This window comes from Alteromonas sp. AMM-1 (assembly GCF_047290655.1).
GTDB lineage: Bacteria > Pseudomonadota > Gammaproteobacteria > Enterobacterales > Alteromonadaceae > Alteromonas > Alteromonas mangrovi.
In genome coordinates, this window is sequence record NZ_JBLBUE010000026.1 from 14,498 (window position 1) to 35,389 (window position 20,892).

At 49.5% G+C, this 20,892-nt stretch carries 17 protein-coding genes; 8 read left to right on the plus strand and 9 right to left on the minus strand.

Annotated features, from left to right (window positions below):
• Positions 1–3 precede the first annotated feature (3 nt).
• The 5 genes from pqqC to ACLR2L_RS07305 all read left to right on the plus strand — a co-directional run bounded on the left by pqqC (position 4) and on the right by ACLR2L_RS07305 (position 4,537).
• Positions 4–759: a pyrroloquinoline-quinone synthase PqqC gene (pqqC, locus tag ACLR2L_RS07285; RefSeq protein ID WP_413366942.1), complete on the plus strand. Its 756-nt coding sequence runs from the start codon at positions 4–6 to the stop codon at positions 757–759.
• The gene (gene pqqD / locus ACLR2L_RS07290) at positions 759–1,046 is read left to right on the plus strand and encodes a pyrroloquinoline quinone biosynthesis peptide chaperone PqqD (RefSeq protein WP_413366944.1); all 288 of its coding nucleotides are present in this window, start codon (positions 759–761) and stop codon (positions 1,044–1,046) included. Before pqqC ends, pqqD begins: the two co-directional genes overlap by 1 nt.
• Positions 1,039–2,160, plus strand: coding sequence for a pyrroloquinoline quinone biosynthesis protein PqqE (gene pqqE / locus ACLR2L_RS07295; protein WP_413366946.1), 1,122 nt, complete (start codon positions 1,039–1,041; stop codon positions 2,158–2,160). The genes pqqD and pqqE overlap by 8 nt, the downstream gene beginning before the upstream one ends.
• Before the next feature lie 5 nt (positions 2,161–2,165).
• Positions 2,166–3,611: an insulinase family protein gene (locus ACLR2L_RS07300; protein WP_413366948.1), complete on the plus strand. Its 1,446-nt coding sequence runs from the start codon at positions 2,166–2,168 to the stop codon at positions 3,609–3,611.
• Positions 3,612–3,757: 146 nt separating this feature from the next.
• The gene (locus ACLR2L_RS07305; RefSeq protein ID WP_413366950.1) at positions 3,758–4,537 is read left to right on the plus strand and encodes a siderophore-interacting protein; all 780 of its coding nucleotides are present in this window, start codon (positions 3,758–3,760) and stop codon (positions 4,535–4,537) included.
• Positions 4,538–4,645: 108 nt separating this feature from the next.
• On the opposite strand, the gene ACLR2L_RS07310 is transcribed toward ACLR2L_RS07305, so the two are convergent.
• The 4 genes from ACLR2L_RS07310 to ACLR2L_RS07325 form a co-directional block, all read right to left on the minus strand.
• Positions 4,646–5,290: a DNA-J related domain-containing protein gene (locus ACLR2L_RS07310; RefSeq protein WP_413366952.1), complete on the minus strand. Its 645-nt coding sequence runs from the start codon at positions 5,288–5,290 to the stop codon at positions 4,646–4,648.
• A 9-nt stretch (positions 5,291–5,299) separates the two neighbouring features.
• Positions 5,300–6,175, minus strand: coding sequence for an EamA family transporter (locus ACLR2L_RS07315; protein ID WP_413366955.1), 876 nt, complete (start codon positions 6,173–6,175; stop codon positions 5,300–5,302).
• 88 nt (positions 6,176–6,263) lie between these two features.
• Entirely contained in the window at positions 6,264–6,608 is a 345-nt protein-coding gene (locus ACLR2L_RS07320; RefSeq protein WP_413366957.1) for a gamma-glutamylcyclotransferase, read from the minus strand.
• Between the two features lie 3 nt (positions 6,609–6,611).
• Positions 6,612–7,505: a DMT family transporter gene (locus ACLR2L_RS07325; protein ID WP_413366959.1), complete on the minus strand. Its 894-nt coding sequence runs from the start codon at positions 7,503–7,505 to the stop codon at positions 6,612–6,614.
• Between the two features lie 102 nt (positions 7,506–7,607).
• On the opposite strand from ACLR2L_RS07325, the gene ACLR2L_RS07330 reads away from it, so the two are divergent.
• Positions 7,608–8,492, plus strand: a complete 885-nt coding sequence (locus ACLR2L_RS07330; RefSeq protein ID WP_413366961.1) for a LysR family transcriptional regulator — start codon at positions 7,608–7,610, stop codon at positions 8,490–8,492.
• A gap of 26 nt (positions 8,493–8,518) precedes the next feature.
• Here ACLR2L_RS07330 and ACLR2L_RS07335 read toward each other — a convergent pair whose 3' ends face one another.
• The 3 genes from ACLR2L_RS07335 to ACLR2L_RS07345 form a co-directional block, all read right to left on the minus strand.
• Positions 8,519–9,766: a UPF0149 family protein gene (locus ACLR2L_RS07335; RefSeq protein WP_413366963.1), complete on the minus strand. Its 1,248-nt coding sequence runs from the start codon at positions 9,764–9,766 to the stop codon at positions 8,519–8,521.
• Between the two features lie 95 nt (positions 9,767–9,861).
• Entirely contained in the window at positions 9,862–12,012 is a 2,151-nt protein-coding gene (locus tag ACLR2L_RS07340) for a TonB-dependent siderophore receptor (RefSeq protein WP_413366965.1), read from the minus strand.
• Between the two features lie 301 nt (positions 12,013–12,313).
• Positions 12,314–12,901, minus strand: coding sequence for a DJ-1/PfpI family protein (locus ACLR2L_RS07345; RefSeq protein ID WP_413366967.1), 588 nt, complete (start codon positions 12,899–12,901; stop codon positions 12,314–12,316).
• A gap of 191 nt (positions 12,902–13,092) precedes the next feature.
• On the opposite strand from ACLR2L_RS07345, the gene ACLR2L_RS07350 reads away from it, so the two are divergent.
• Complete coding sequence (locus tag ACLR2L_RS07350; RefSeq protein ID WP_413366969.1) at positions 13,093–14,856, plus strand: glycoside hydrolase family 2 protein; 1,764 nt, start codon at positions 13,093–13,095, stop codon at positions 14,854–14,856.
• A gap of 73 nt (positions 14,857–14,929) precedes the next feature.
• Positions 14,930–15,634, plus strand: a complete 705-nt coding sequence (locus ACLR2L_RS07355; protein WP_413366971.1) for a FadR/GntR family transcriptional regulator — start codon at positions 14,930–14,932, stop codon at positions 15,632–15,634.
• Positions 15,635–15,685: 51 nt separating this feature from the next.
• Here ACLR2L_RS07355 and ACLR2L_RS07360 read toward each other — a convergent pair whose 3' ends face one another.
• A complete protein-coding gene (locus ACLR2L_RS07360) occupies positions 15,686–18,394 on the minus strand; it encodes a glycoside hydrolase family 2 TIM barrel-domain containing protein (RefSeq protein ID WP_413366973.1) in 2,709 nt (902 codons plus the stop codon).
• 69 nt (positions 18,395–18,463) lie between these two features.
• Positions 18,464–20,749, minus strand: coding sequence for a TonB-dependent receptor (locus tag ACLR2L_RS07365; protein ID WP_413366975.1), 2,286 nt, complete (start codon positions 20,747–20,749; stop codon positions 18,464–18,466).
• Positions 20,750–20,892: the final 143 nt, after the last annotated feature.

The following is a 20,892-nucleotide window of genomic DNA, read 5'->3' on the forward strand; positions in this document are numbered from 1 at the left end:
ACGGTGAGTCAACAACCCTGGAGCCGAGAAGAATTCGAACAAAAGCTGCGCGACAAAGGGCAGTACTACCATATTCATCACCCGTTTCATCAGGCCATGAATAAGGGCGAATGCACGAAAGAACAAATTCAGGGTTGGGTGGCCAACCGCTTCTTTTATCAAATGTGTATTCCGATTAAAGATGCCGCCATACTGGCCAATTGCCCGGACATGGAAACCCGCCGTAAGTGGATTCAACGCATACTGGATCACGATGGCGAACAAGGCGATCCGCGATTAGGTGGCATTGAAGCCTGGTTAAGATTAGGCGAAGCAGTAGGACTTGATCGTCAGGACATTCTGGACGAAAAACTGCTGCTACCCGGCGTTAAATTTGCTGTAGGTGCCTATGTTAATTTTGCCCGCCGTGCGACATGGGAAGAAGCCGCTTGTTCTTCACTTACCGAAATGTTTGCACCGGAAATCCACCAGAGCCGACTGGATACCTGGCCAGAACACTATCCGTGGATCAATCAGGACGGTTTTGCATATTTTCAAATGCGCCTGAGTCAGGCCCGTCGTGATGTAGAACATGGCCTGGCAATTACCCTCGATCATTTCAACACCCGAGCGCTACAGGAAAAGGCATTGAATATTCTGCAGTTCAAACTGGACGTACTTTGGTCGCTGGCCGATGCTATTAGTCTGGCCTTTGAGTTCAACCGCAAGCCATTTCACGGGCTGGCCGACCAGCAAATTTGCCACAAGGGGTTAATGTAATGAGTGAACTGTCTGACTCGCTTTCGGGCAAAGTCCCTAAACTCAACCGCTTGTTTAAGTTTCAGTTCGAACCCGCACAGGACTGCTACGTACTGCTGTTTCCGGAAGGCATGGTAAAGCTAAACCCCAGTGCCTCGGAAATCCTGTTGCAGGTGAACGGTGAGCGCACAATCAGCGACATCATCGATGCCTTACTGGCGAAGTTTCCCGATGCAGAAGGTCTCGGTGAAGACGTGTTCGCTTTCTTCGAACATGCAGAAGAAAAGCGTTGGATTAACTATGTCTGAGACAAAGCATTCCCAGCCGGGGCCACCGCTGTGGTTATTAGCGGAACTCACTTATGAATGCCCGCTGCACTGTCCTTATTGCTCAAATCCTGTGAATCTGGGTAGCCGTGAGCAAGAGTGTGATACCGACACCTGGCTGCGGGTACTCAGCGAAGCACGCGCCATGGGCGCGGTACAACTGGGCTTTTCCGGTGGCGAACCGTTATTGCGAAAAGACCTGGAAGTACTGGTAAAGCATGCTTCCGACCTGGGTTTCTATACAAACCTGATCACCTCCGGCATTGGGCTTACTGAAAAACGGATTGCTGCACTGCGGGAAGCCGGACTCGACCATATACAGCTAAGTTTTCAGGCCGCCAACGCCGATGCCAACGACCTGATTGGCAATAAACGTCACTCCTTCGAGCAAAAACTCAAAGTGGCGAAACTGGTAAAGCAGTACGAATACCCTATGGTATTGAACTTCTGTCTGACGGCACAGAACATCGACCAAATCGACGATGTAATGGCGCTGTCCTGCGAACTGGACGGTGACTATGTGGAGCTGGCCACGGTGCAATATTACGGCTGGGCGTACCTGAATCGAGACCACCTGCTACCAGCGAAAGCACAGCTGGAAGCAGCCGAAGCCAAAGTGAATGCGTTTCGCGCTCAACAACAAGGCAAAGGCCCGCATTTTATTTTTGTTACCCCTGACTATTACGAAGACCGCCCTAAAGCCTGTATGAATGGCTGGGGTACGACTTTCCTGACGGTCACCCCCGACGGTAGCGCGTTGCCTTGTCACAGTGCGAAAATCCTGCCACTTACCTTTCCAAACGTAAAAGACAAGTCCATCCAGGCGATTTGGCGGGAAGACTTTTCGTTCAACCATTTTCGCGGCACAGACTGGCTGCCCAGCCCCTGTAAAACTTGCGACGAAAAAGAAAAAGATTTTGGTGGATGCCGCTGCCAGGCTTATATGTTAACCGGCGACATGTATAAAACCGATCCGGTATGTAGCAAGTCACCCGACCATAGCCTGATGGCCCAGGCGGTGAAAAATTCTGAATCACCGAGCCGCGAATTAGTGTATCGTGATCCCAAGGTAAGCATCCCAGTCACTGAGATATAAACACCATGGCGCACCAGGAGCAGCTGTCTAACGGACTCAATGTGGTTAGCTTTAAGCAGGCCGCTGAGGACTTTGGCGCAGTGTTTGTGGTACCAACACCCGCGGTAGACAGTTCGGGTATTGCGCATTTAGTAGAGCATCTGGTATTTCGCACTTCAACACGCTACCCAGCCAGGCATACACTGTTTGCTGCCAACAGTCTGTTGCCGATGAAGATGAACGCCTCAAGCCACAATGGATTCAGTTACTTCTATGCGGTATCGCCCAATAAGCAGATATTAATTCAAGCGGTTGAATATCTGCTGGCGGGTATTCAACAGCGAGAATATAACGACGATGACATTCGCCGTGAGCGGGATGGTGTTATTGCCCGCGAATTAGCGATGTACGAAGCCACTGGCGAATACCAGCAAAAAATGGCCATTTGGCGCGGCGATCGCGCCCCGGATTGCTATCACCATTGGGGCGGTTATTGCGACACAATTTCGCAGCTCAGAGCATCCGATGTAGCGGGTTACAAAGCGCAATACTATCAGGCAGGACAAATCACGTTGTTATTGTCTGGCATTGCGGCAAACGATTTGCTGCCACGGGCCAGTGAACCATTTCAAGCCAGCGACTTAACCTATACTCCCAGGCAACACCAGTTCAGGGCTGACACGTTACAGGATGACTGTATTTTTAGCTGGTGGCTGCCTGAGTGTTATCTGGATGGACTGTTGTCGGCCAAAGCCAGACTGCGCGGCCTGTTGAATAAGTACAATATGCAAGTCGTTGTTGAAGACTCTGCTAACTATCAGCAGAAATTCGCATTCCGCATTATTGGACGCCCGGGCCAGTTGATAGCGGCTCAACAAGCCCTTATCGACGAAGTAAAGTTCCTGCGAATTGTACCTAAACAACACCTGTTCTTTGAATCCAAATACCCGGAATCCATCAACAGCCTATTGGCCTGGTATCACGGCCAGCAGCCGCTGAATCGCAAGGTGGTGGCATTGACTCAGGCACTGGCGCTCACACCGGTGATCACCAGTTTAAAACCACTGCCTAAGCCAATTGTAAGGCTGGTCAGCCGGGCTCAGCCTCAACACCCGGACTGTGAATTTGTAAACGTGGCCGCGGGACATGCGGCACTCACCCTGCCCAATAAGTTACCCCCCAGGGTGGCGGCCTTAGCAGAACAACGTCAGGCAGGCCAAACGTTTTTATGTAATCAGCATGACTGGATATACTGGCTGGCACTTAACAACACAGCACAGCCGTGCACCGAAATAGCCCGTGCGTTATTGGAAAACGAGCAGTTTTGGTTGCCGCGAATAAGCGGACAGTGTTACGCCATGGGCGTGCAACTTACTGATAATACGCTTATATGTTACGGTGTGATGGACGATGAGCCGCACCGACGCGAACAGGAAATTCAGCAGTTAGTAAACCCTGATTCGATTTCCTGAAACGAATCGTCCTAATCTAAGTATTATTTTTGCAAATAATTCTCATTTAGAATAAAGATAACAGAAGGTCTCGTGTTCCAGTACACTGATCTCTGTGCGCCTGCGCGCAGAGCGCAGGTTAGCCGTTATACCAAACAGGAGAATTAATGAAGAAACGCAATTACTATCAGGTTCAGGTGCAATCCAGTCAACGCCTGACACCCACCATGCAAAGACTGGTATTTCAGGGAGAAGACCTGCAGCGGTTTCCCCACGACACGCCAGCCGGCAGTTACATCAAGTTACTCTTTAACCAGTATGGTGAGTCATTCACTGACGCACCTGCCGAGAATGAAACTGTGCTGATGCGAACCTACACGGTAAGACACGCCGATGCGAAAACGGGTACACTCACTGTTGACTTTATGCTACACGGCGAAGGCGTCGAGAGCGGCCCGGCATCCCATTGGGCAGTAAACGCAAAACCCGGTGACACACTGTATTTTGGTGGCCCAGGTACATCAAAGGGATTAGCCGACGAGCGCGACTGGGTATTGTTAATGGGCGACATGACAGCCTTACCCGCCATTAGTGCACAACTGGAAAACTTACCAGCCGACACTAAGGGTTACGCCGTGATCAGCATCGAAGATGCAGATGATAAGCAAGCACTTACACACCCGGATAATGTTGACATAGTTTGGGTAGAAAATACCGGTAGCGATACACTCGCTTCGTCGTTAGCCGCAATTCGCTGGCTGGACGGTACACCGGCAGTGTGGGCAGCATGTGAATTTTCCAGCATGCGGGCAATCAGAAGTGCGTTGGATGAGCAGTTCGATATACCACGCAGTCAGGTTTATGTAACCAGCTACTGGCGCAAAGGCCGTTCAGAGGATCAGCATAAAATCGATAAACGGGAGGATCTGGCCCAGTATAATGGGTAAAGTGTAATAGGGCGGATTATAAGCTGTTACTTGTAACGGGCTGTAGTCTGCATTAGTTTGAGTGCTAACGTCTGCTAATTTAAGTGCTAACGTCTGCTAATTTCAGTGCTAACGCACTATGCGACTCAACACCCTGTATGCTTCGGTTATGCGTTGCGATGCTTCCGTACTGCCGCCTTTGTCCGGGTGATGAGTCTGCAATAATTTTCGGTACTGCCGTTTTATGTCTGCTGCCGTTAACAGTGAGTTCGCATCAAAGCCTAAAATGCGTTTGGCCTGGTTAACGTCATGGTCGGTATACCCTCCCCCCACAAAACGTTCCCAAAACCCATTTAGCAACTTCTCCACCCCATTACGGTCGGTCTCTTTCAGGTTGCGCCAGTCCAGATAGTAAGCTCTGAGCGGATCGTCGTTATTGAGTTGGGTTGTTTCAACTGAGCCCGATTGTGTTGAGCTCTCACTGCTAATAACGAGTTTGCGGATAATCTTTAAGGTGTGGATATCCAACGCCGCTTCACCTTGGTTTTGCCATTCGTCACTCAGCGTATACAACGCATTAAACAACACAAAGTGCATTTGAAACATGGCCAGTGAATCGCTAAGTTTCAGTCCCTGAAACAGATGCCATGGCGGTGCCTGTAAAGCCTGCAACAACGCATACTCAGAAATACCGTCATCAAACTTGCCCTGCAAGGCGTGCAAGGCCTCCATTAACAATGGATCAGGCGCATTTTCTGAAATAATTACTTTCACCTTTTATTTTTAGCTCCACATTACCAGCACTGCAGCCAAACCAATCAGTACCAAGCCGAGGGTTTCGTGTTTTCGCACCGGCTGTTTAAGCCAAACCACTGATATCAGCATAGTGGTAAACACTTCCAGCTGACCAAGGGTTTTTACATAGGCTACGTGCTGCATCGCCATGGCAGTAAACCAGCCAATCGAGCCGAGACAACTGGTGACGCTGGCTGCCAGTGTTTTACCCGGCTGTGCAGCCAACTTTGAAAACGTTGTTGGTTGCTGCAAGCCAATGTAAACACACAATATAATGGTTTGCACCAGCAATAGCCAAAACAGCACCCATCCCGCGGCGAGTTCAAACGACAAGGACAGTGCGTGGCTTGCCTCCCGGACATACAGCGAGGTAAGGGCAAAGCAGGTACCGCAAGCCAGTCCTATCATTATTGTCTTTGGCGTTAAGTCACCGCCTTTCCGCCAGCCACTCAGCACAAATACCGCCATTGCACCGATAAAAATGCCCACCCAACCGAGAAAGCTCAGGGCGCTACCGAAAAAAAGCATGCCGAGCACGCCAGCCACCAGCGCCTCACTCTTAGCCAGGCCAGCGCCCACTGCGAAGTTTTTCTGCTTAAACAACACGACCATCAATGAAGTGGCTGCAATTTGTAAGCACGCTCCCAATCCTATATAGATCCAGAAGCGCGCCGAGAAGTCAGGAATACCTGCATTCTGCCATACCGACAACGCATAAACATACGCGGCCGCCATCGGTGATGCGAACAGAAAGCGAGACAGAGTCACACCCATAGTAGGCACTGTGGCACTGAGTTTACTTTGAATTGCATTGCGGAATGTTTGGAAAAACACCGCCATAAGGGTAAATAGGATCCAGCTCACTTTGTTTCCTGCTAAACCGTGTTGCGCATCCACAAAAGTATGATGCGTGCCAGTTAATATGTAATTGTGTTAGCGCCTTTGCGCCAACTCACTTTGTTAACTTAACTACGTATACCCAGGCCAGCTGTACTTTGCCATTGCACAAAGCAACCTCCGCCTCTACCCGCTGATATTCGTTACCTTCGAAGGCGTCGAGCTCATCCCAGTGCTTATGCAGATTTAATGAGCTAAATACTTCGCCCTTAATAACCGTACCCTCAGGATTTAACACCAAACCCGGACAACCGAGCGCGGCGCCCCAACCTGATTCAATTAAATCACCACACAGCGACACTGATTGCCGGTTACCGCCTATGCTGTCGAGAATATGCTGATTTGGATAACCCGCGCGAAGCGTACCATATACAAACAAATGTTCAGTTTGCGAGCTCACCGTTTACCCCGTTGTATTTCGTTTAATTGCCAACACACCGGCAATAACCAGTGCGGTACCGCCTATTTGAGCCGCAGACAATGGCTCACTCAAAATAACCCACCCCAGCGCAATAGTGATCACAGGCCCAAGTGTGCCAACCAAAGCGGTATCTGCCGCGCCAATATGGCGTATCGCAGATGCCTGCAAAAACACCGGGATCACCGTCGCAAACAGTGCCATGGCCATTGCATAGCCGTATACCGACATCGGTTGGGCCAGCCCCGATAACGGGCTGGACAGTACAAAATGCAGTTGTACGGCAGCAATGGATACCAGCATGGCCAGTAACGAAACTTTGCGTGAGCCCAGCTTTTTCACGGCGACCTCAGAAAACGCATTGTAACAGGCATAGGACAACGCTGAGCCGAATACCAGACCCACGCCCAGCCACACATCACCCGTTGAGTCACTGAACTGCAAATCCCCGGCACTGGCAATCATCACACCCGCTGAACAAAGTACCAATGACAATACCAGGCGTCGATGCAGTTGTTTGCCCAGAAATATCACCGCCAGTAGCACTGTCATGGCCGGGTAGGTGAACAAAATAAGTCGTTCCAATCCGGCACTGATATACTGCAAGCCCATAAAGTCCAGTATGGATGCGCCATAATAGCCAGCCAGCCCCACCGCACTTACCAACAGCCAGTCTTTCGCTGTTAACGTCGGCCCATGCCGTAACGCACTCATCCCCACGACTAAAAACAACGGCAGCGAAAATGCCATACGCAATGCCAGTAACGTGATCGCATCGATCTCGCCAGCCCCGTAAGCAAGCTTTACGAAAATCGCTTTTAATGAAAATCCGAAAGCGGCTAAGGTGGCAAGTAAGAAACCTTGTTGATGTGAAGTCACTGGATGCTTGCTGTTAGTGTTCGAGATTTAGCATACTACGACAGTTTCCCTTCACTAAGAATTGGGTTATTTTCAATCGAGCATTCGAAAATATGGAACACTATGCAATACACGCTCTCCGATCTGCGTTTGTTTTTAGCCATTGCAGAAACACATAATCTTACCAAAGGCGCTGAAAAGGTATTTCTTGCCCCCTCTACCGCCAGCCATAAAATTAAAACGCTGGAAAGCAATATAGGAACGGTATTGCTGAATCGCCATGCCAGAGGCATCAGCCTCACTACAGCGGGAGAGATTTTCTTGCGGCATGCCCGCCATACCCTGGCCAATCTCGAACAAATGCATGCTGATCTGATGCCGTTTGCCAAAGGTTTACAAGGACATATTCGCCTGTGGGCTAATACTCACGCTATTCATAGTTATTTGCCTGCCGATCTGGCGGTATTCCTGGGCGCGCATCCGTCGGTGAGCATCGCACTGGAAGAGCACACCAGCGCTGACATTCTTGACGCCGTACAAAAAGGTGATATTGACGCAGGCATTGTAGCCGAGCCCAATGAACCCGGAAACTTAACCCTGCTGGACTACCGTAACGACCGGTTGGTACTGATCACCCCACTATTACATCCGCTGGCTAACTGTGGTCGCACTACGTTTACCAATGTACTGCATTATCCGTTCGTCATGCTGCACAACGGCTCAGCTATTCATACTTTTACCATGAACATAGTCTCAGCGCTCGGCCAGCATCTTAACGTACGGGTTCAGGTTAAAAGCTTCGAGGCAGTGTGCAGAATGGTAAGTGCCGGTGTGGGAATAGGCTTGGTGCCGTTTGATGCTATTTCGCAACAACCCCACCTGCCCATAGCCATAATTGAATTAGACGAATCATGGGCTAAACGTGCCCTTAAAGTTTGTGTGCGCTCACCAACCCAGCTTGGCGGCTTTACCGGATTGCTGGTAAATCAACTCACCCGGCAAATCTGAGCACCGTGCACTAAAAACGATACAAGCTAACTTGCACGCAACCAAAACAGCGAGCCGTCTACCGATCGCCAGGCTTCTTTTCCGTATTCCAGAATATATAATTCTGCTTCTTCGGCCGAGCCTGGCGAGTACATGCCTTCAAAATGTTTAACCTGCTTTTGTCCAGTCAGGTATTTCACCACATATTTGTTGGCTTTTAGCAATGCACGTTTGGCTTTTGCGGCCGCTTCGCCTTTTGGATCGCGGTGATAGGCCAGCAGCGCCTTACCACCCAGCACCGGTAAGCTGGGTTCATCAAATTGTTTCAATAGGGCTTGAAGTTGATCCCAGCGACCTTTGCATATCAGCATATTGATCAGTGAAAATCGCACAGCCTGGTTGTCGTTTGGGTTAAGGCGCAACAGGGTTTGCAGCTCTTCGATTGCCTTATCGGCATTGCCGTTTTTAAAATTCAGCCCTGCGCGTTTCTGACGTAGCAACATGTAATTACGCGTTTCATGGATCAGCCAAAAATGTCCGGTATTTTGCTCAACAAAACCGGGCCCCATCGCAGCCTCGAATCCTTCCAAAATCGTATCAATCAGGTCAATGACCTTGGGGCTGTCGGTAGCCAGGATCTCGTCGATACTTTCTGACACTTGCTCATCGAAGGCCATTAGCATGGCGTTCTCGCCCACAAAATCGTCGTCGAAGTCGGTGTTGTCGTCGTCTAAACCACCAAAGCGCAACACATCGATAAGTTCTTCAAGTGAGCCACCCAGCATGCGACGCTCGAGCAGTGCATGGCGTTCCCACTCATCGCCCGCCCAACGGCAGTAACTTCTAATGTTTTGCCATGAAGTAAACGCCAGTACGCGTTTTTCGCTGTCGGCAAAAATATCAAATTCGTCAGGTGTTAAAATATCGGTTTCGATCCACTCAAAGCTGTCCAGTACACCCAGGCACCACTGAGGAAGGGGTTGCTGTTCCGCCAGTGAGACTTTGATGTCTTTTTTAGACAGTTTGCACTGCGCAGGAATAGTAACACACCGGTTTAACGCCTCGTCCATGATCTGGTTATACAGCTGAAACAAGGCATCATTGAGTGTCAGTTGCGACTCTGATTCAAAGTGAATGTCACCCAAAAGCGCCGGCAACCATTGCGACGGTTTAATTAAGGTTGGCGCACAGGCCAAACCGCAAAAATAACCATGAATGTAATAGTAGCCGGGTTGCTTTTCAGAGAGTTCAGACAGAATAGTCAGCTGTTTGCGCAATGTTTGTGGTGAAAGCATAAAAACGAATTACCCTTGCTGTGATAGCAGTAAGGTATATCAGATAAGGGCAGAGGAAAAGTAAAAGCCGGGCAAATGTGCCCGGCGGTTCAAGATTAGAACGAGTAGGTTACCCGCACCTGGGCAAATCGCGGCTGTCCGAAGCGGATTTGGCCGTTACCTGCAATGTAGTTGTAGTACTTTTCATCCAACAGGTTATTGATGTTAAATTGCACATCAATCTGTTCGCTAACATCGTACCGGGCCATTACGTTCACCAGTGCAACCGCATCCTGCACTGCGCCGCCATCATGCGCTTCTGACATCCAGTTTACTCCGCCACCAATGGTTAGCGCAGGTAATACCGATTCCAGGTTGTAGGTAGAAAACAGTTTGAACTGTCTGCGCGGATAGCTGGTGTTTACATCTGCACCGCTGGCATCTTCGGCTTCAAATACAGACCAGCCAGCGTTGATATGCCAGCCATCAACCGGCTGCCCTACTACTTCAATTTCGAAACCTTTGCTTTCTGTGCCTTTTGCTCCACGCTGGGCAATCGTGCCAGCCGGCGCGTCGGGCACATAGTGAACCGTGCCATCGGCATCGATATCGTTTTGTGCCAGGTTATCCTGCTGGATACTGAATACCGACACGGCGGTGTTCAAACGTTCATCCAAAAAGCGGCTCTTTAAACCAAGCTCCACGGTAGCACCGGTTAACGGGTCCAGGTAACGACCGTTGCGGTCCAGCGCATTTTGCGGCATAAAGATGTCGGTGTAACTGGCGTAGAAACGGTGTTCATCGGTAATGTCGTACAACACACCTGCATAAGGGATCACCACGCCATCGTCGCCAAACTCAGTAGCCGTGCCATACGACTGCCCGGTGCGCTCCCAGTCCGCTAAACGCGCACCAGCAATAAGCTTCAGCTCGTCATTTACGTGTAAACGCGTTGCGGCATAGTAACCCGTTTGCTTGGTGTCCATGTCCTGGGCAACGGTGTCTGGTGAGTCGGTCCATACCGGCTCAGCCCACTGTGAATTCCATTCAAAGAAGTTATCAATTACCACAGAGTCACTGCTGACAACCGAATAGGTAGACGCCACTGCCGATTGTTCACTATGCAGACTACCCACCACAAATTCATGAGTTTGCCCCCATAGCGGGTAATCGCCCTGAAGCTGAATGTCGACACTGTCTAATACACTGTCACCCTCAGCGCGGTAGGGCCAGGTGTACAGTCCTGCCCCGGTGTCTTTATCAAGTGCACCGTAAACATACAACAAACGCACGTCGTCTTTGTTGTAGTCCATGCGGTTGTAATTCACTTTTACCAGCCAGCCATTTGAGAAATGGTGTTGCAGGTTGGCAAACAGATTGCTGTTTGTGGTTTCCCAGCGCGTCCAGTCTGCCGCCGTCGTTACCGACGTATCCCAATCAGTTTGGCTGCCATCGCTGTAAGTTCCCGGTAAGCCGCCCCAGTGATTGCCTTTCGGGACGTTGTGTTGAACGCTGTAGCCCACGCGCAACAGCGTATTGTTGGAAATATCGCCTTCCAACACGCCGTACAGCACGGTTGATTCGTTAGAAAACAGATCCTGGAAAGAGTCGCCCTGCTCGTATTTCGCTACTACGCGTCCGCGGATAGCACCGTCCATCCCAAGCGAGCCCGCAACATCAGCGGAGACTTCAGCGTTATTCCAACGCCCATAAGCCGCACTCACATAGCCGGTCAGCTCGGTGGCATCCGCATGCTTGCGCACCAGATTAATAGAACCCGAAGGATCGCCTACCCCAGTTAGTAAACCCGTAGAACCACGCACGAACTCTACGCGTTCGTACAAGATTACATCGGCAATGGTCTCGCCAGAATCTGCGGCCAGACTCCATGGCAGTGGCACGCCATCAATTTGGTAGGTGGTAATATCAAACCCACGGGATTGCAGGGTATTACGCACATTATCTACCGCGCGAAAAGACACACCGGTGGCGTTTTGAACCACATCCACTACGGTATCAAGCGCCTGGTCGCGAATGCGTTCTTCGGTAAGTACACTAACTGATTGTGGCGTTTCCTGAAGGGTTAATCCCAAACCCGTTGCGGTATCGATGCGCTCGGTTACCGTGTAATGGCCGGTTACCTCAATCGTTTCAATGCCATCATCATTCGATTGAGTAGCGGTTTGTTGTGCTACCGCAGCCATTGGCGCTAATGCCAGTAACAGCGCGGTTGCAATGGGCGCGCGTTGCAAGTTGGGTGTGTTCATTGTGTACTCCGGATTCATTGAACCTGGTCTTTTAGGGCAATCAGTACCACCAGGTGTATGCAATGGATTGTCTGGCCGTTCTGAGAATGTGTAGCCTGGTAAACCAACCCGTTGCGAAATCACACCAACAGGCACTGGAACATTGTTAATCAGAACGAAACTGCGTAAGACGGTGAAGCTCTGTTGGACTCACCGAACGGGGGGCATAATACAGCAACAAACATCTAAATGATAATTATTTTTATTTACAAAATAAGGAGTAGATCAATACAGTGATGACATTTTCGGATCACAAGCAGCATTAATCCGGGTGATGTACCCAGTCATATTCCATTTGCCGTGCTGTCTTTTCAGCAATGCTCTTGTCGTAGAGAAAGGCAACCAGAGCCAGACTCATATCAATGCCAGCAGAGATACCGGCAGACGTGAAGTACTGATCACTTTGCAGCCATCTTGCGTTGCGCTTTACCGTAAGGGTGGGGTAATCCTTTTGCAAATCGTCGCAATCTTCCCAGTGTGTTGTAACATCCCGGCCGTCCAGCAACCCGGCTTGTGCAAGCAAAAATGCGCCGGTACACACCGATGCAACCACCTTTGCCGATTTTGCTGCGTCGGCAATCCAGTCAATAACAGCGGCTTTTTTCACTTCGTGGGTATGCACTCCCCCCACTACCACTAACACATCTACAGGTGGATGCTCGCTTATGGAAAAGTCAGGCTGTACCCGAAATCCGCCCCGGGCATGAACCAACGACGCCTTTTGTGCCAACAGCGAAACCTTATGCTGCCTGTCCCCGGTTAAAAAGCGGTTCGCGGTTGAAAATACTTCAAACGGGCCGGAAAAATCGAGTACCTCAGCATTGTCGTAGATATAAATACCAATATGCATTTGCTGTCTCCCTGTAGTGGCATACCGCCATAATACCAATTCGCATGAACGCTGTCTTACGCTGGTTATTTGAATCCTTGCCCGCTTTCGTTTCAAATATGAAATCAATCAAACTAATAATTGGTAAGGCAGTTTTATTTTCCAGTTGCACACTGTATTTTGGCCTTACCAATTAACAAAGCAGATACATTATGAAGTCCGTCATTATTGCCTTAGGCATGTTATTGTTCGTTAGCCAAACACTTGCCATGGACCTGTTGCAGAATGCACCAGGCCGCGAGCAAATTCAGTTAAATGGCCAGTGGAATGCCATTGTGGATCCGTTTGATGTGGGTGATAAGCGCCAATTCCAGAATTTCAATGGCACGCCTGCCGCAGATAGGCTGCAAGAATTTAATTTCGACTCGGCCATGAAGCTACAGGTTCCTGGTGACTGGAATACACAGGACGACAAACTGTTTTGGTATGAAGGTAGCGTGTGGTACGAAAAAGCATTCGATCACCAGGCTGAGGCTGGCAAACACTATATACTGTACTTCGATGCAGTGAATTATCTGGCCAGTGTTTACCTTAACGGCACGCTGCTTGGCAAACACGAAGGCGGCTTCACTCCCTTTCAGTTCAACGCTACTGACGCACTGAAAGACGGCAAAAACGTACTGGTTGTAAAAGTGAACAACCGTCGCGAACCTGATTTTATCCCCACCATGAGCACCGATTGGTGGAACTACGGCGGTATAACACGCCCGGTTCGCCTAATTGCGCTGCCCCAAACCTACATTCAGGATTACCAATTCACGTATCTGAAAGAAGGTAAAATTGCGCTATCCGTTACCGTCAATGGCAACTCACCCGCCAATCAAGTCGTTGATGTTACATTGCCAACGCTTGGGATCACTAAGCGCCTGAAAACCGATGCAGCCGGCCAGGCCAGTGTTACGTTCAAAGCCAAACCTCGCTTGTGGACGCCTGAAAGCCCTGCCTTGTATACCGCATCGTTAACCCTTGGCGAGCAAACACTCACCGATAAAATTGGTTTTAGAACCATTGAAGTATCGGGTGACAAGATATTGTTAAACGGCAAGTCAGTATTTTTGCGCGGCATTGCTATTCATGAAGAAAAGCCGTTCAGTGACGGCAGGGCCTGGAGTGAAGAAGAAGCGCGCATTTTACTGAGCTGGGCCAAAGAGCTAGGCTGCAACTATGTGCGCTTTGCCCACTACCCTCACAATGAAAACATGCTCAGAATTGCCGATGAGTTAGGATTAATGGTGTGGGCAGAAATCCCGGTTTACTGGGACATTCAGTTCGACAACCCTAACGTACTGGCCAAAGCGAAACAGCAATTTGGCGAGATGTTATTCCGCGATAAAAATCGGGCAGCAGTGATTTTATGGTCGATCGCCAACGAAACCCCGAATACCGAAGTCCGCACCGCATTCCTGACTGAGCTGGCAGACACTGTTCGCAGCACTGATCCAACCCGACTGGTGACCGCGGCCATTAATACACAAACTACCACTGACAGCGGCCGCATTATCGACGAAGCCTTCGCCGGTGTAGTGGATGTAATAGGCATTAACAGTTATTGCGGCTGGTACTACGACGCGCCGGAAACCTGTGCGCAGTACAAATGGCAGTCGGCGTATAACAAGCCCATTATCATCAGTGAGTTTGGTGCAGGTGCATTGCAAGGCTGGCAAGGTGATGAAAACACGTTCTTTTCTGAAGCGTATCAAATGCGGGTATTCAAACAAAACCTAATCATGCTGGATAACATGCCGCATCTGGCTGGTGTGTCACCCTGGTTGCTGAAAGATTTTCGCGCTGCGCGTCGCCCGCTGGCTGGAATACAGGACTACTGGAACAGAAAGGGGCTTCTTAGCGACCAGGGCATCAAAAAGCAGGTATGGTTTATCATGCAAGACTGGTATGCCGAAAAGGCAAAACAATGATCAAAGGTAGGGTGGCTTGACACCCTCTCCAATCCCGGTAAGCTCAATAGATTACTGGGATTGGAATTGTGAAATGAAAGTAGAAGCTGTGAAGGTGCGTCGTTTATATCTGGAAGTAGCGGGGCAAATTGAAACGCTCATCCGCAGCGGTGAAATTAAGCCAGGTGAACGCTTACCTTCAGAACGTGATTTAGCGGCCAGCTTTGAAGTGAGCCGTCCTACCATTCGCGAAGCTATGATTGCACTGGAAATTGCTGGCTTAGTAGAAATACGAACCGGTTCAGGCATTTATGCTCTGCCACTAAAACCAAGCCCTCAATCCATTACCATCGACGACGTACCCGGCCCCTTCGAAGTGCTCGAAGCACGACTCCTTATTGAAACCGAAGCGGTTAGTCTGGCAGCCGCGCGGATCACCAAGGAACAAATCAAAACCCTTGAGCAAGCTTTGAAAACCATGGAAAGTGCTGATGCAACTGAGCTGGAGCAGGAAAAGGCCGACCAGCTGTTTCACTGCACCATTGCAGAAGCCACCAACAACAGCGCACTTACCTCAACCATTAAGTGGCTATGGGAATTGCGCAATAAGTCGGCATTAAGCCTGACGTTCCACCAGCGGGTACGCGATTTGGGCGTGCATCCCTATGTTGATGAACATCGCAAAATTCTGAATGCATTAAAGCTGCGCGACCCCAATCGGGCCAAAGCAGCTATGCACAATCATATTTCTCACGCTATTGAACAGGATATGACAGTACTGGAATTGGATTCTGAATAAAAAGAGCCTCAGCGAACACGCGCATTTGTGACGCTGAGGCTTTGCCAAAATCTAGAAAGGTGTGATTGCAATTGCAGATACGTTTGGTTCACCTGTCAGTGCAACAAAATCGATAGCCATCAAGCCTTCTTTTACTATCACTGTTGCTTCCCTGACATGGGCGTTCAAGCCATCGTTTGCCGCATCGTCGGCACCCAGATTGGCCAGTACAAGTTCATCATTCGCCACTACATTGAAATCAACAGGCGCTTCGTTATTGTTTACAACATAATAAATAGCAACACGGTAGCTGCCGTTATCCAGTGGCAAACGATAACCAAACTCGCCTTTTCGGTAAGTAGCAAACAAATCCCTATCTTCAGTGCCATGAATGTCAGCCAGCACTGGCGGACGCCCCCATCCGCCAGGCTTGTCATAGGAAGCAGCCTGACCGCCTGTAAAGAAATTGTCTGACCCAAAGTAGTTATTCTGCGTTGTAGCAGCTATTTGCGCTCCCGCGTCAATAAAGTACGCGTTGTGCTGCGAAGTATTGAGCTGCCATATTATCGAATCAGAAACCAGTTCCTTGCCGTCGATGTCGAGTCCTACTGCTGTTACGCTGTTTTCGCCCTCAGCTAAGCGAATACTCTCCCAAATACATGTTCGATGAGTGCATTCAGACCGCTGTCCCACACTCTTACCATTGAGATTTAATTCTACCAACGGCGCATTGGAGAAAACTTTGATATCAGCAACCTGATAAGCGCGGTCTTTATAGCGGCGAGACGTAATGTGCACCATGGGTGTATCCGTCCAGTTGGCCTGATAGAAAAAATACGCGTCTTTTTTAATTGCGCGGTCGTAAGTGACTAACCCTTTGGTGTTTATGTCTTGTGAGTCACCTTCGCGCCGGGTCGTAGTGGCAAAGTCAAACGCATTCCAAATCCAGCTGGCCCACAAGTAAGGGCGTTGGCTGATGGCCTGCCAATTCACTTCATGTACATAGGTCATGTACTCTTCTGGTTGATTACGTCCCGTTGCTGCCACTGGGCCGCCCAGTACGTTATCCGTATGAAACGTGGGTGCACCACCCGCGCCGTACTCAGTTACAGCATAGGGTTGCCCAGGATACTGTTTATGTAGGTCATCAAGATGTGGCCCCAAATCATTCGCATTACCGTAGTACCATCCAAAATAGCGGTTCGCACCCGTTGTTTGTGTGATGGCTGACGTGTCTGGCACATTGGCGCGCTGCCAGGTAGCCACATTGGCACAACAGTTAGCCAGCGTCGACGGGCGGCTGGCATCAAGTAATTCAACTTCTGAGGCCAGTCGCTTTAACAGCGGTACGGGATCAGGGTTAGAGCCTGGAGCACTTTGCACAAACATAGGTACTACGGCACCAAAATCGACTTCGTTCGCAATTCCCCACACGGCTACTGACGGGTGATTAAAGTTTTGCTTCACCATTTCAATAAGTTGCAGGCTTGCATTGTCGGCTATCGCCTTATTCACTTCTTCGTGTTGTTCGCCATAGCGCCACGCCGACACCAGCGGAATTTCATCCCATAACAATAAGCCCAAACGATTAGCAATGTTATGAACCGGCTGCCCGTGAGGATAGTGCGCCAGACGAATAGTGTTCGCCCCCATCTGGGCCATAATAGCCACATCGTCTTCTACATCTTGTTCGCTGACGGCCCAACCACGACCTTCTCTGTCCTGATGATACGCAACCCCTTGCAAATGCAGCGGCTTACCATTTAATAACACGCCATCCTCTGCCGTGATGGCAATCGTGCGGATGCCGAAGTCCTGTCTAACCTTGTCGAGTACAGTGCCGTTTGGTTCCTTTATTACTACTTCTAACTGGTAAAGGTAAGGATCATCTGTGCCTTGCCACAATCTGGGTTGTTGCACGTCCAGCACTTGATTCAGCTCAGCGGTATTGCTATTCGATACGGTGATGACTTGGGATGTTGTCGCAGTAAGTTCACCACTGGCGTTCAGTAAGTTAACTTCAACCTCTACCGCAGACTCCGAAAGCGAGTGACTGGTTACGCGGCTATTTACGTCAATGCGCGCCGCTTTATCATTTGCGGAGACGGTTGTTGCATATACGCCAGCGCCGCCAAAATCCTGCATATCAATGTGAACATCATTGGTAGAAATGAGTCTGACCGGCCGGTAAATACCGCCGTGCACAAAGAAATCGCCAGCAATCGGCAGTGTATCTGCGGTATTGGACTCTGCTGTAGGTTTACTGTTGTCTACCCGCACCACTAATATATTCGGTGCGTTATAGGTTACCGCGTCGGTTGCATTCAACCGAAACCGGTTAAAACTGCCGCGGTGTTCGCCAAGATACTGGCCGTTTAACCAAACTTCTGCCACTCGGCTAACGGCGTCAAATTCCAGCCAGTGGTGTTTACCCTGATTGGCAGCGTCCAGTGAAAACGCCGTTCTGTATATACCGACGCCTTGTTCAACATTGATATTTTGCTGAGTATGAATATGCGGGCTGGCGCTATCCAGGTAATAGCCCACCCGATTCCAGCTGTGTGGAACAGACACCTGCTGCCACTGTGAGGCGTCAAAGCCCGGTGCATAGATATCGGCAGGAAGGTCAGCAGAAAATTGAAAGCGCCACGGTTGGTCCAGTGCTACTTCATTTCTCACGGAGTGGTTACTTACACTCCCTGACACTAGATGATTTTCGGTACTGCATCCAAACAGCGCAATAATGGCCAAGCACAAGGTTGCCTTTATACGTTCTCTCATTTATCCCCCGAGCACAAAAAACAATGCAGCAGTTATAGTAAACTGCTGCATGAACACGAATTGATTCGATTAAAACTGGTAAGACACATTCACGCCAACATAACGAAGTGCACCACGCGACCAGCGTTTTGATAATGCAGTTTCACCCTGAAAGCGTTCTTCAAAGTTGCTGTATCCCATAGAGTAATGTTCATCGAACACGTTATTAGCAAATACCGTTATTTTGTATTTATCCTGATTATCAACAATACCGAACCCCAGATTGCCTATGCCATAGGCGTCTTGCTTATTCAACGGATCGCCATATAAGTCGAAGCTTACATCGTCCTGCCATTGGTAGTTAGCTTGTGCAAACCAACTAAAGTCAAAGCTATCGGCTGGCTGTTCCCAATACATCGCCAGATTGTATTTTAAGTCAGGCGAGTTATTCAGGTCATTGCCGGAAAGGTCCTGAACATTCAGGCCGCCCGGGCCAGCACCAACCATACAACCCGTGTCTTCAGTTTGCCCGCCGTAACACGGCGCATTTGCGAATGATTCAATGGTGGCACGCGTATAAGCAACCGACGCATCAATACGCAACGCATCGGTAGCCTGATACGAAAACTCAGCCTCGATACCCTTTGTTTGCAGCTCGCCTACGTTGTTCAGCGCAAAGATTGGCGTGCCATTTTCGTCTGTGCGTGCACCTTGCGCCTGGTAATCATCGAAATTCGTTAAAAATGCCACAATGTCGTAGCTGAAATTTCTTGAATCGGTGAAGCCTTTGATGCCGATTTCATAAGACACCGAAGTTTCCTCGCCCACAGGCGAGTCAGCATCATATTGCGTAAAACCAGATGCAACATCATAGGCCTGACCTTTATACCCGGTACTTACCGCGCCATAAACCATAGTGCCGTTCTGAAGAAAATGACGCAGCGACACCTTACCAGTAACGGCATTTTGCGAATCATCACCCTGATACCGCACCGGTTCAGTGGGATTTAGCGCAAATCCGTTACCGTAGTAGTCGGTAAAATCAACACTGATTTTTTCGTGATTTAAGCGCAGCCCTACATCAATGAAGGTGTCGGAGGCAATTTCTACAGAGCCTTGTCCAAACAGCGCGGTACTCGTAGATTCAGCTTCTGCATCCCACTTGTTCAATACAAACAGCAACGGCTTTCGGTCGAAATCACGGAACACAGACTGATCGCTGTAAAACAATCCTACAATGTATTCCAGGCTTTCAGACGGCGTGCCGGTAAGACGAATTTCCTGAGTAAAGGCTTCAGCGTCAATATACGCATCCTGCACTACCTGTGGCCCGCCCAGCCCTAACGGGTCAAATCTGCCCAGTAAAAATGGTGGGAATGCCTCTTCCAGTGGTACATCGGTCAGGTCTTCATCTGATACCGATACCTGCTCAAACTGTTGGAAACTCGACACTGAAGTGAGAACAAGATTATCGCTGAGTAAGTAATTAAACTTTGCCACCACCAGTGTTTGGTCGGTTTCATATTCGTTGTCGGTATCTCTGCGTACTGTCAGGTTGTTTTCCGAGGCAATTTCGCCTTCTCCAGCGACACCATTTCCGGTTTCCACCCACACTGGCACATTGCTGCCCGTTTGGTGGGACACATCATAAATAAGCGTTGCGTCCAGGTTGTCACTGGCATACCACTGGAGTTTTCCGCGCACGCCATAACTTTCTTCGCCATTGAGTTTGCTACCCGTGGTTAGATTCGTAATATAGCCTTCGCGATCCTTGTAGTACCCATTAATACGGTAGTTCACATCGTCAGACACAGGGCCAGATAGCATAATTTGACCCTTGTGTTCATTGTCGCTTGTAGCACCAAGTTCAATTCGCCCTTCAAAATCTGACGACGCCGCTTTTGTAAGCACGTTAACAACACCTGCTGAGGCATTCTTACCGAACAGCGTTCCCTGTGGGCCACGCAATACTTCAACCTGCTGAATATCAGACAGATTGTTAAACGCCTGAGCAGCCATCATTAAGGGCACTTCATCCACCACTACCGCAACACTGGATTCAACGGCAATACTGTAAGCGGCCGTCCCCACACCCCGCATGCGAATGGTGCTTACCTGAGGCTCCCCACCGTGCTCTACGGTAAGTGACGGGGAAACACGGGTAACGTCATCGAAGTTCTTAACGTCTAATCGCTCCAACGCGTTTTCGCCCAGCACGGAAACCGCAACGGGGATATCCTGCTGTGCCTGAGCACGCTTTTGGGCCTTTACTTCAATTACTTCAAGCTCCTGAGCCGATACCTGGCCTGCAGAAGCAATCCCGGCTGCAATCGATATGGCTAAAAGCGTTAATTTATTTTTGTGTAGGGTCATCATAGGCCCCCTGTGTCAGGATAGTTGTCGCCTCAGTTTTTCATAGTAATAGACAGGGTGCGGAAGTTAGGTATGAGTGAGACATTATCCAGAAGAGCTTAAGAAGGCAGCAATTAGTAAGTTAATTGAAAGCGGTTTATCATTAC

Bases quoted from the DNA above. Each gene is read 5' to 3' on its own strand.
- pqqD (WP_413366944.1), top strand. From the start codon at position 759: ATGAGTGAACTGTCTGACTCGCTTTCGGGCAAAGTCCCTAAACTCAAC.
- pqqE (WP_413366946.1), top strand. From the start codon at position 1,039: ATGTCTGAGACAAAGCATTCCCAGCCGGGGCCACCGCTGTGGTTATTA.
- ACLR2L_RS07300 (WP_413366948.1), top strand. From the start codon at position 2,166: ATGGCGCACCAGGAGCAGCTGTCTAACGGACTCAATGTGGTTAGCTTT.
- ACLR2L_RS07305 (WP_413366950.1), top strand. From the start codon at position 3,758: ATGAAGAAACGCAATTACTATCAGGTTCAGGTGCAATCCAGTCAACGC.
- ACLR2L_RS07330 (WP_413366961.1), top strand. From the start codon at position 7,608: ATGCAATACACGCTCTCCGATCTGCGTTTGTTTTTAGCCATTGCAGAA.
- ACLR2L_RS07335 (WP_413366963.1), bottom strand. From the start codon at position 9,766: ATGCTTTCACCACAAACATTGCGCAAACAGCTGACTATTCTGTCTGAA.
- ACLR2L_RS07340 (WP_413366965.1), bottom strand. From the start codon at position 12,012: ATGAACACACCCAACTTGCAACGCGCGCCCATTGCAACCGCGCTGTTA.
- ACLR2L_RS07345 (WP_413366967.1), bottom strand. From the start codon at position 12,901: ATGCATATTGGTATTTATATCTACGACAATGCTGAGGTACTCGATTTT.
- ACLR2L_RS07350 (WP_413366969.1), top strand. From the start codon at position 13,093: ATGAAGTCCGTCATTATTGCCTTAGGCATGTTATTGTTCGTTAGCCAA.
- ACLR2L_RS07355 (WP_413366971.1), top strand. From the start codon at position 14,930: ATGAAAGTAGAAGCTGTGAAGGTGCGTCGTTTATATCTGGAAGTAGCG.
- ACLR2L_RS07360 (WP_413366973.1), bottom strand. From the start codon at position 18,394: ATGAGAGAACGTATAAAGGCAACCTTGTGCTTGGCCATTATTGCGCTG.
- ACLR2L_RS07365 (WP_413366975.1), bottom strand. From the start codon at position 20,749: ATGATGACCCTACACAAAAATAAATTAACGCTTTTAGCCATATCGATT.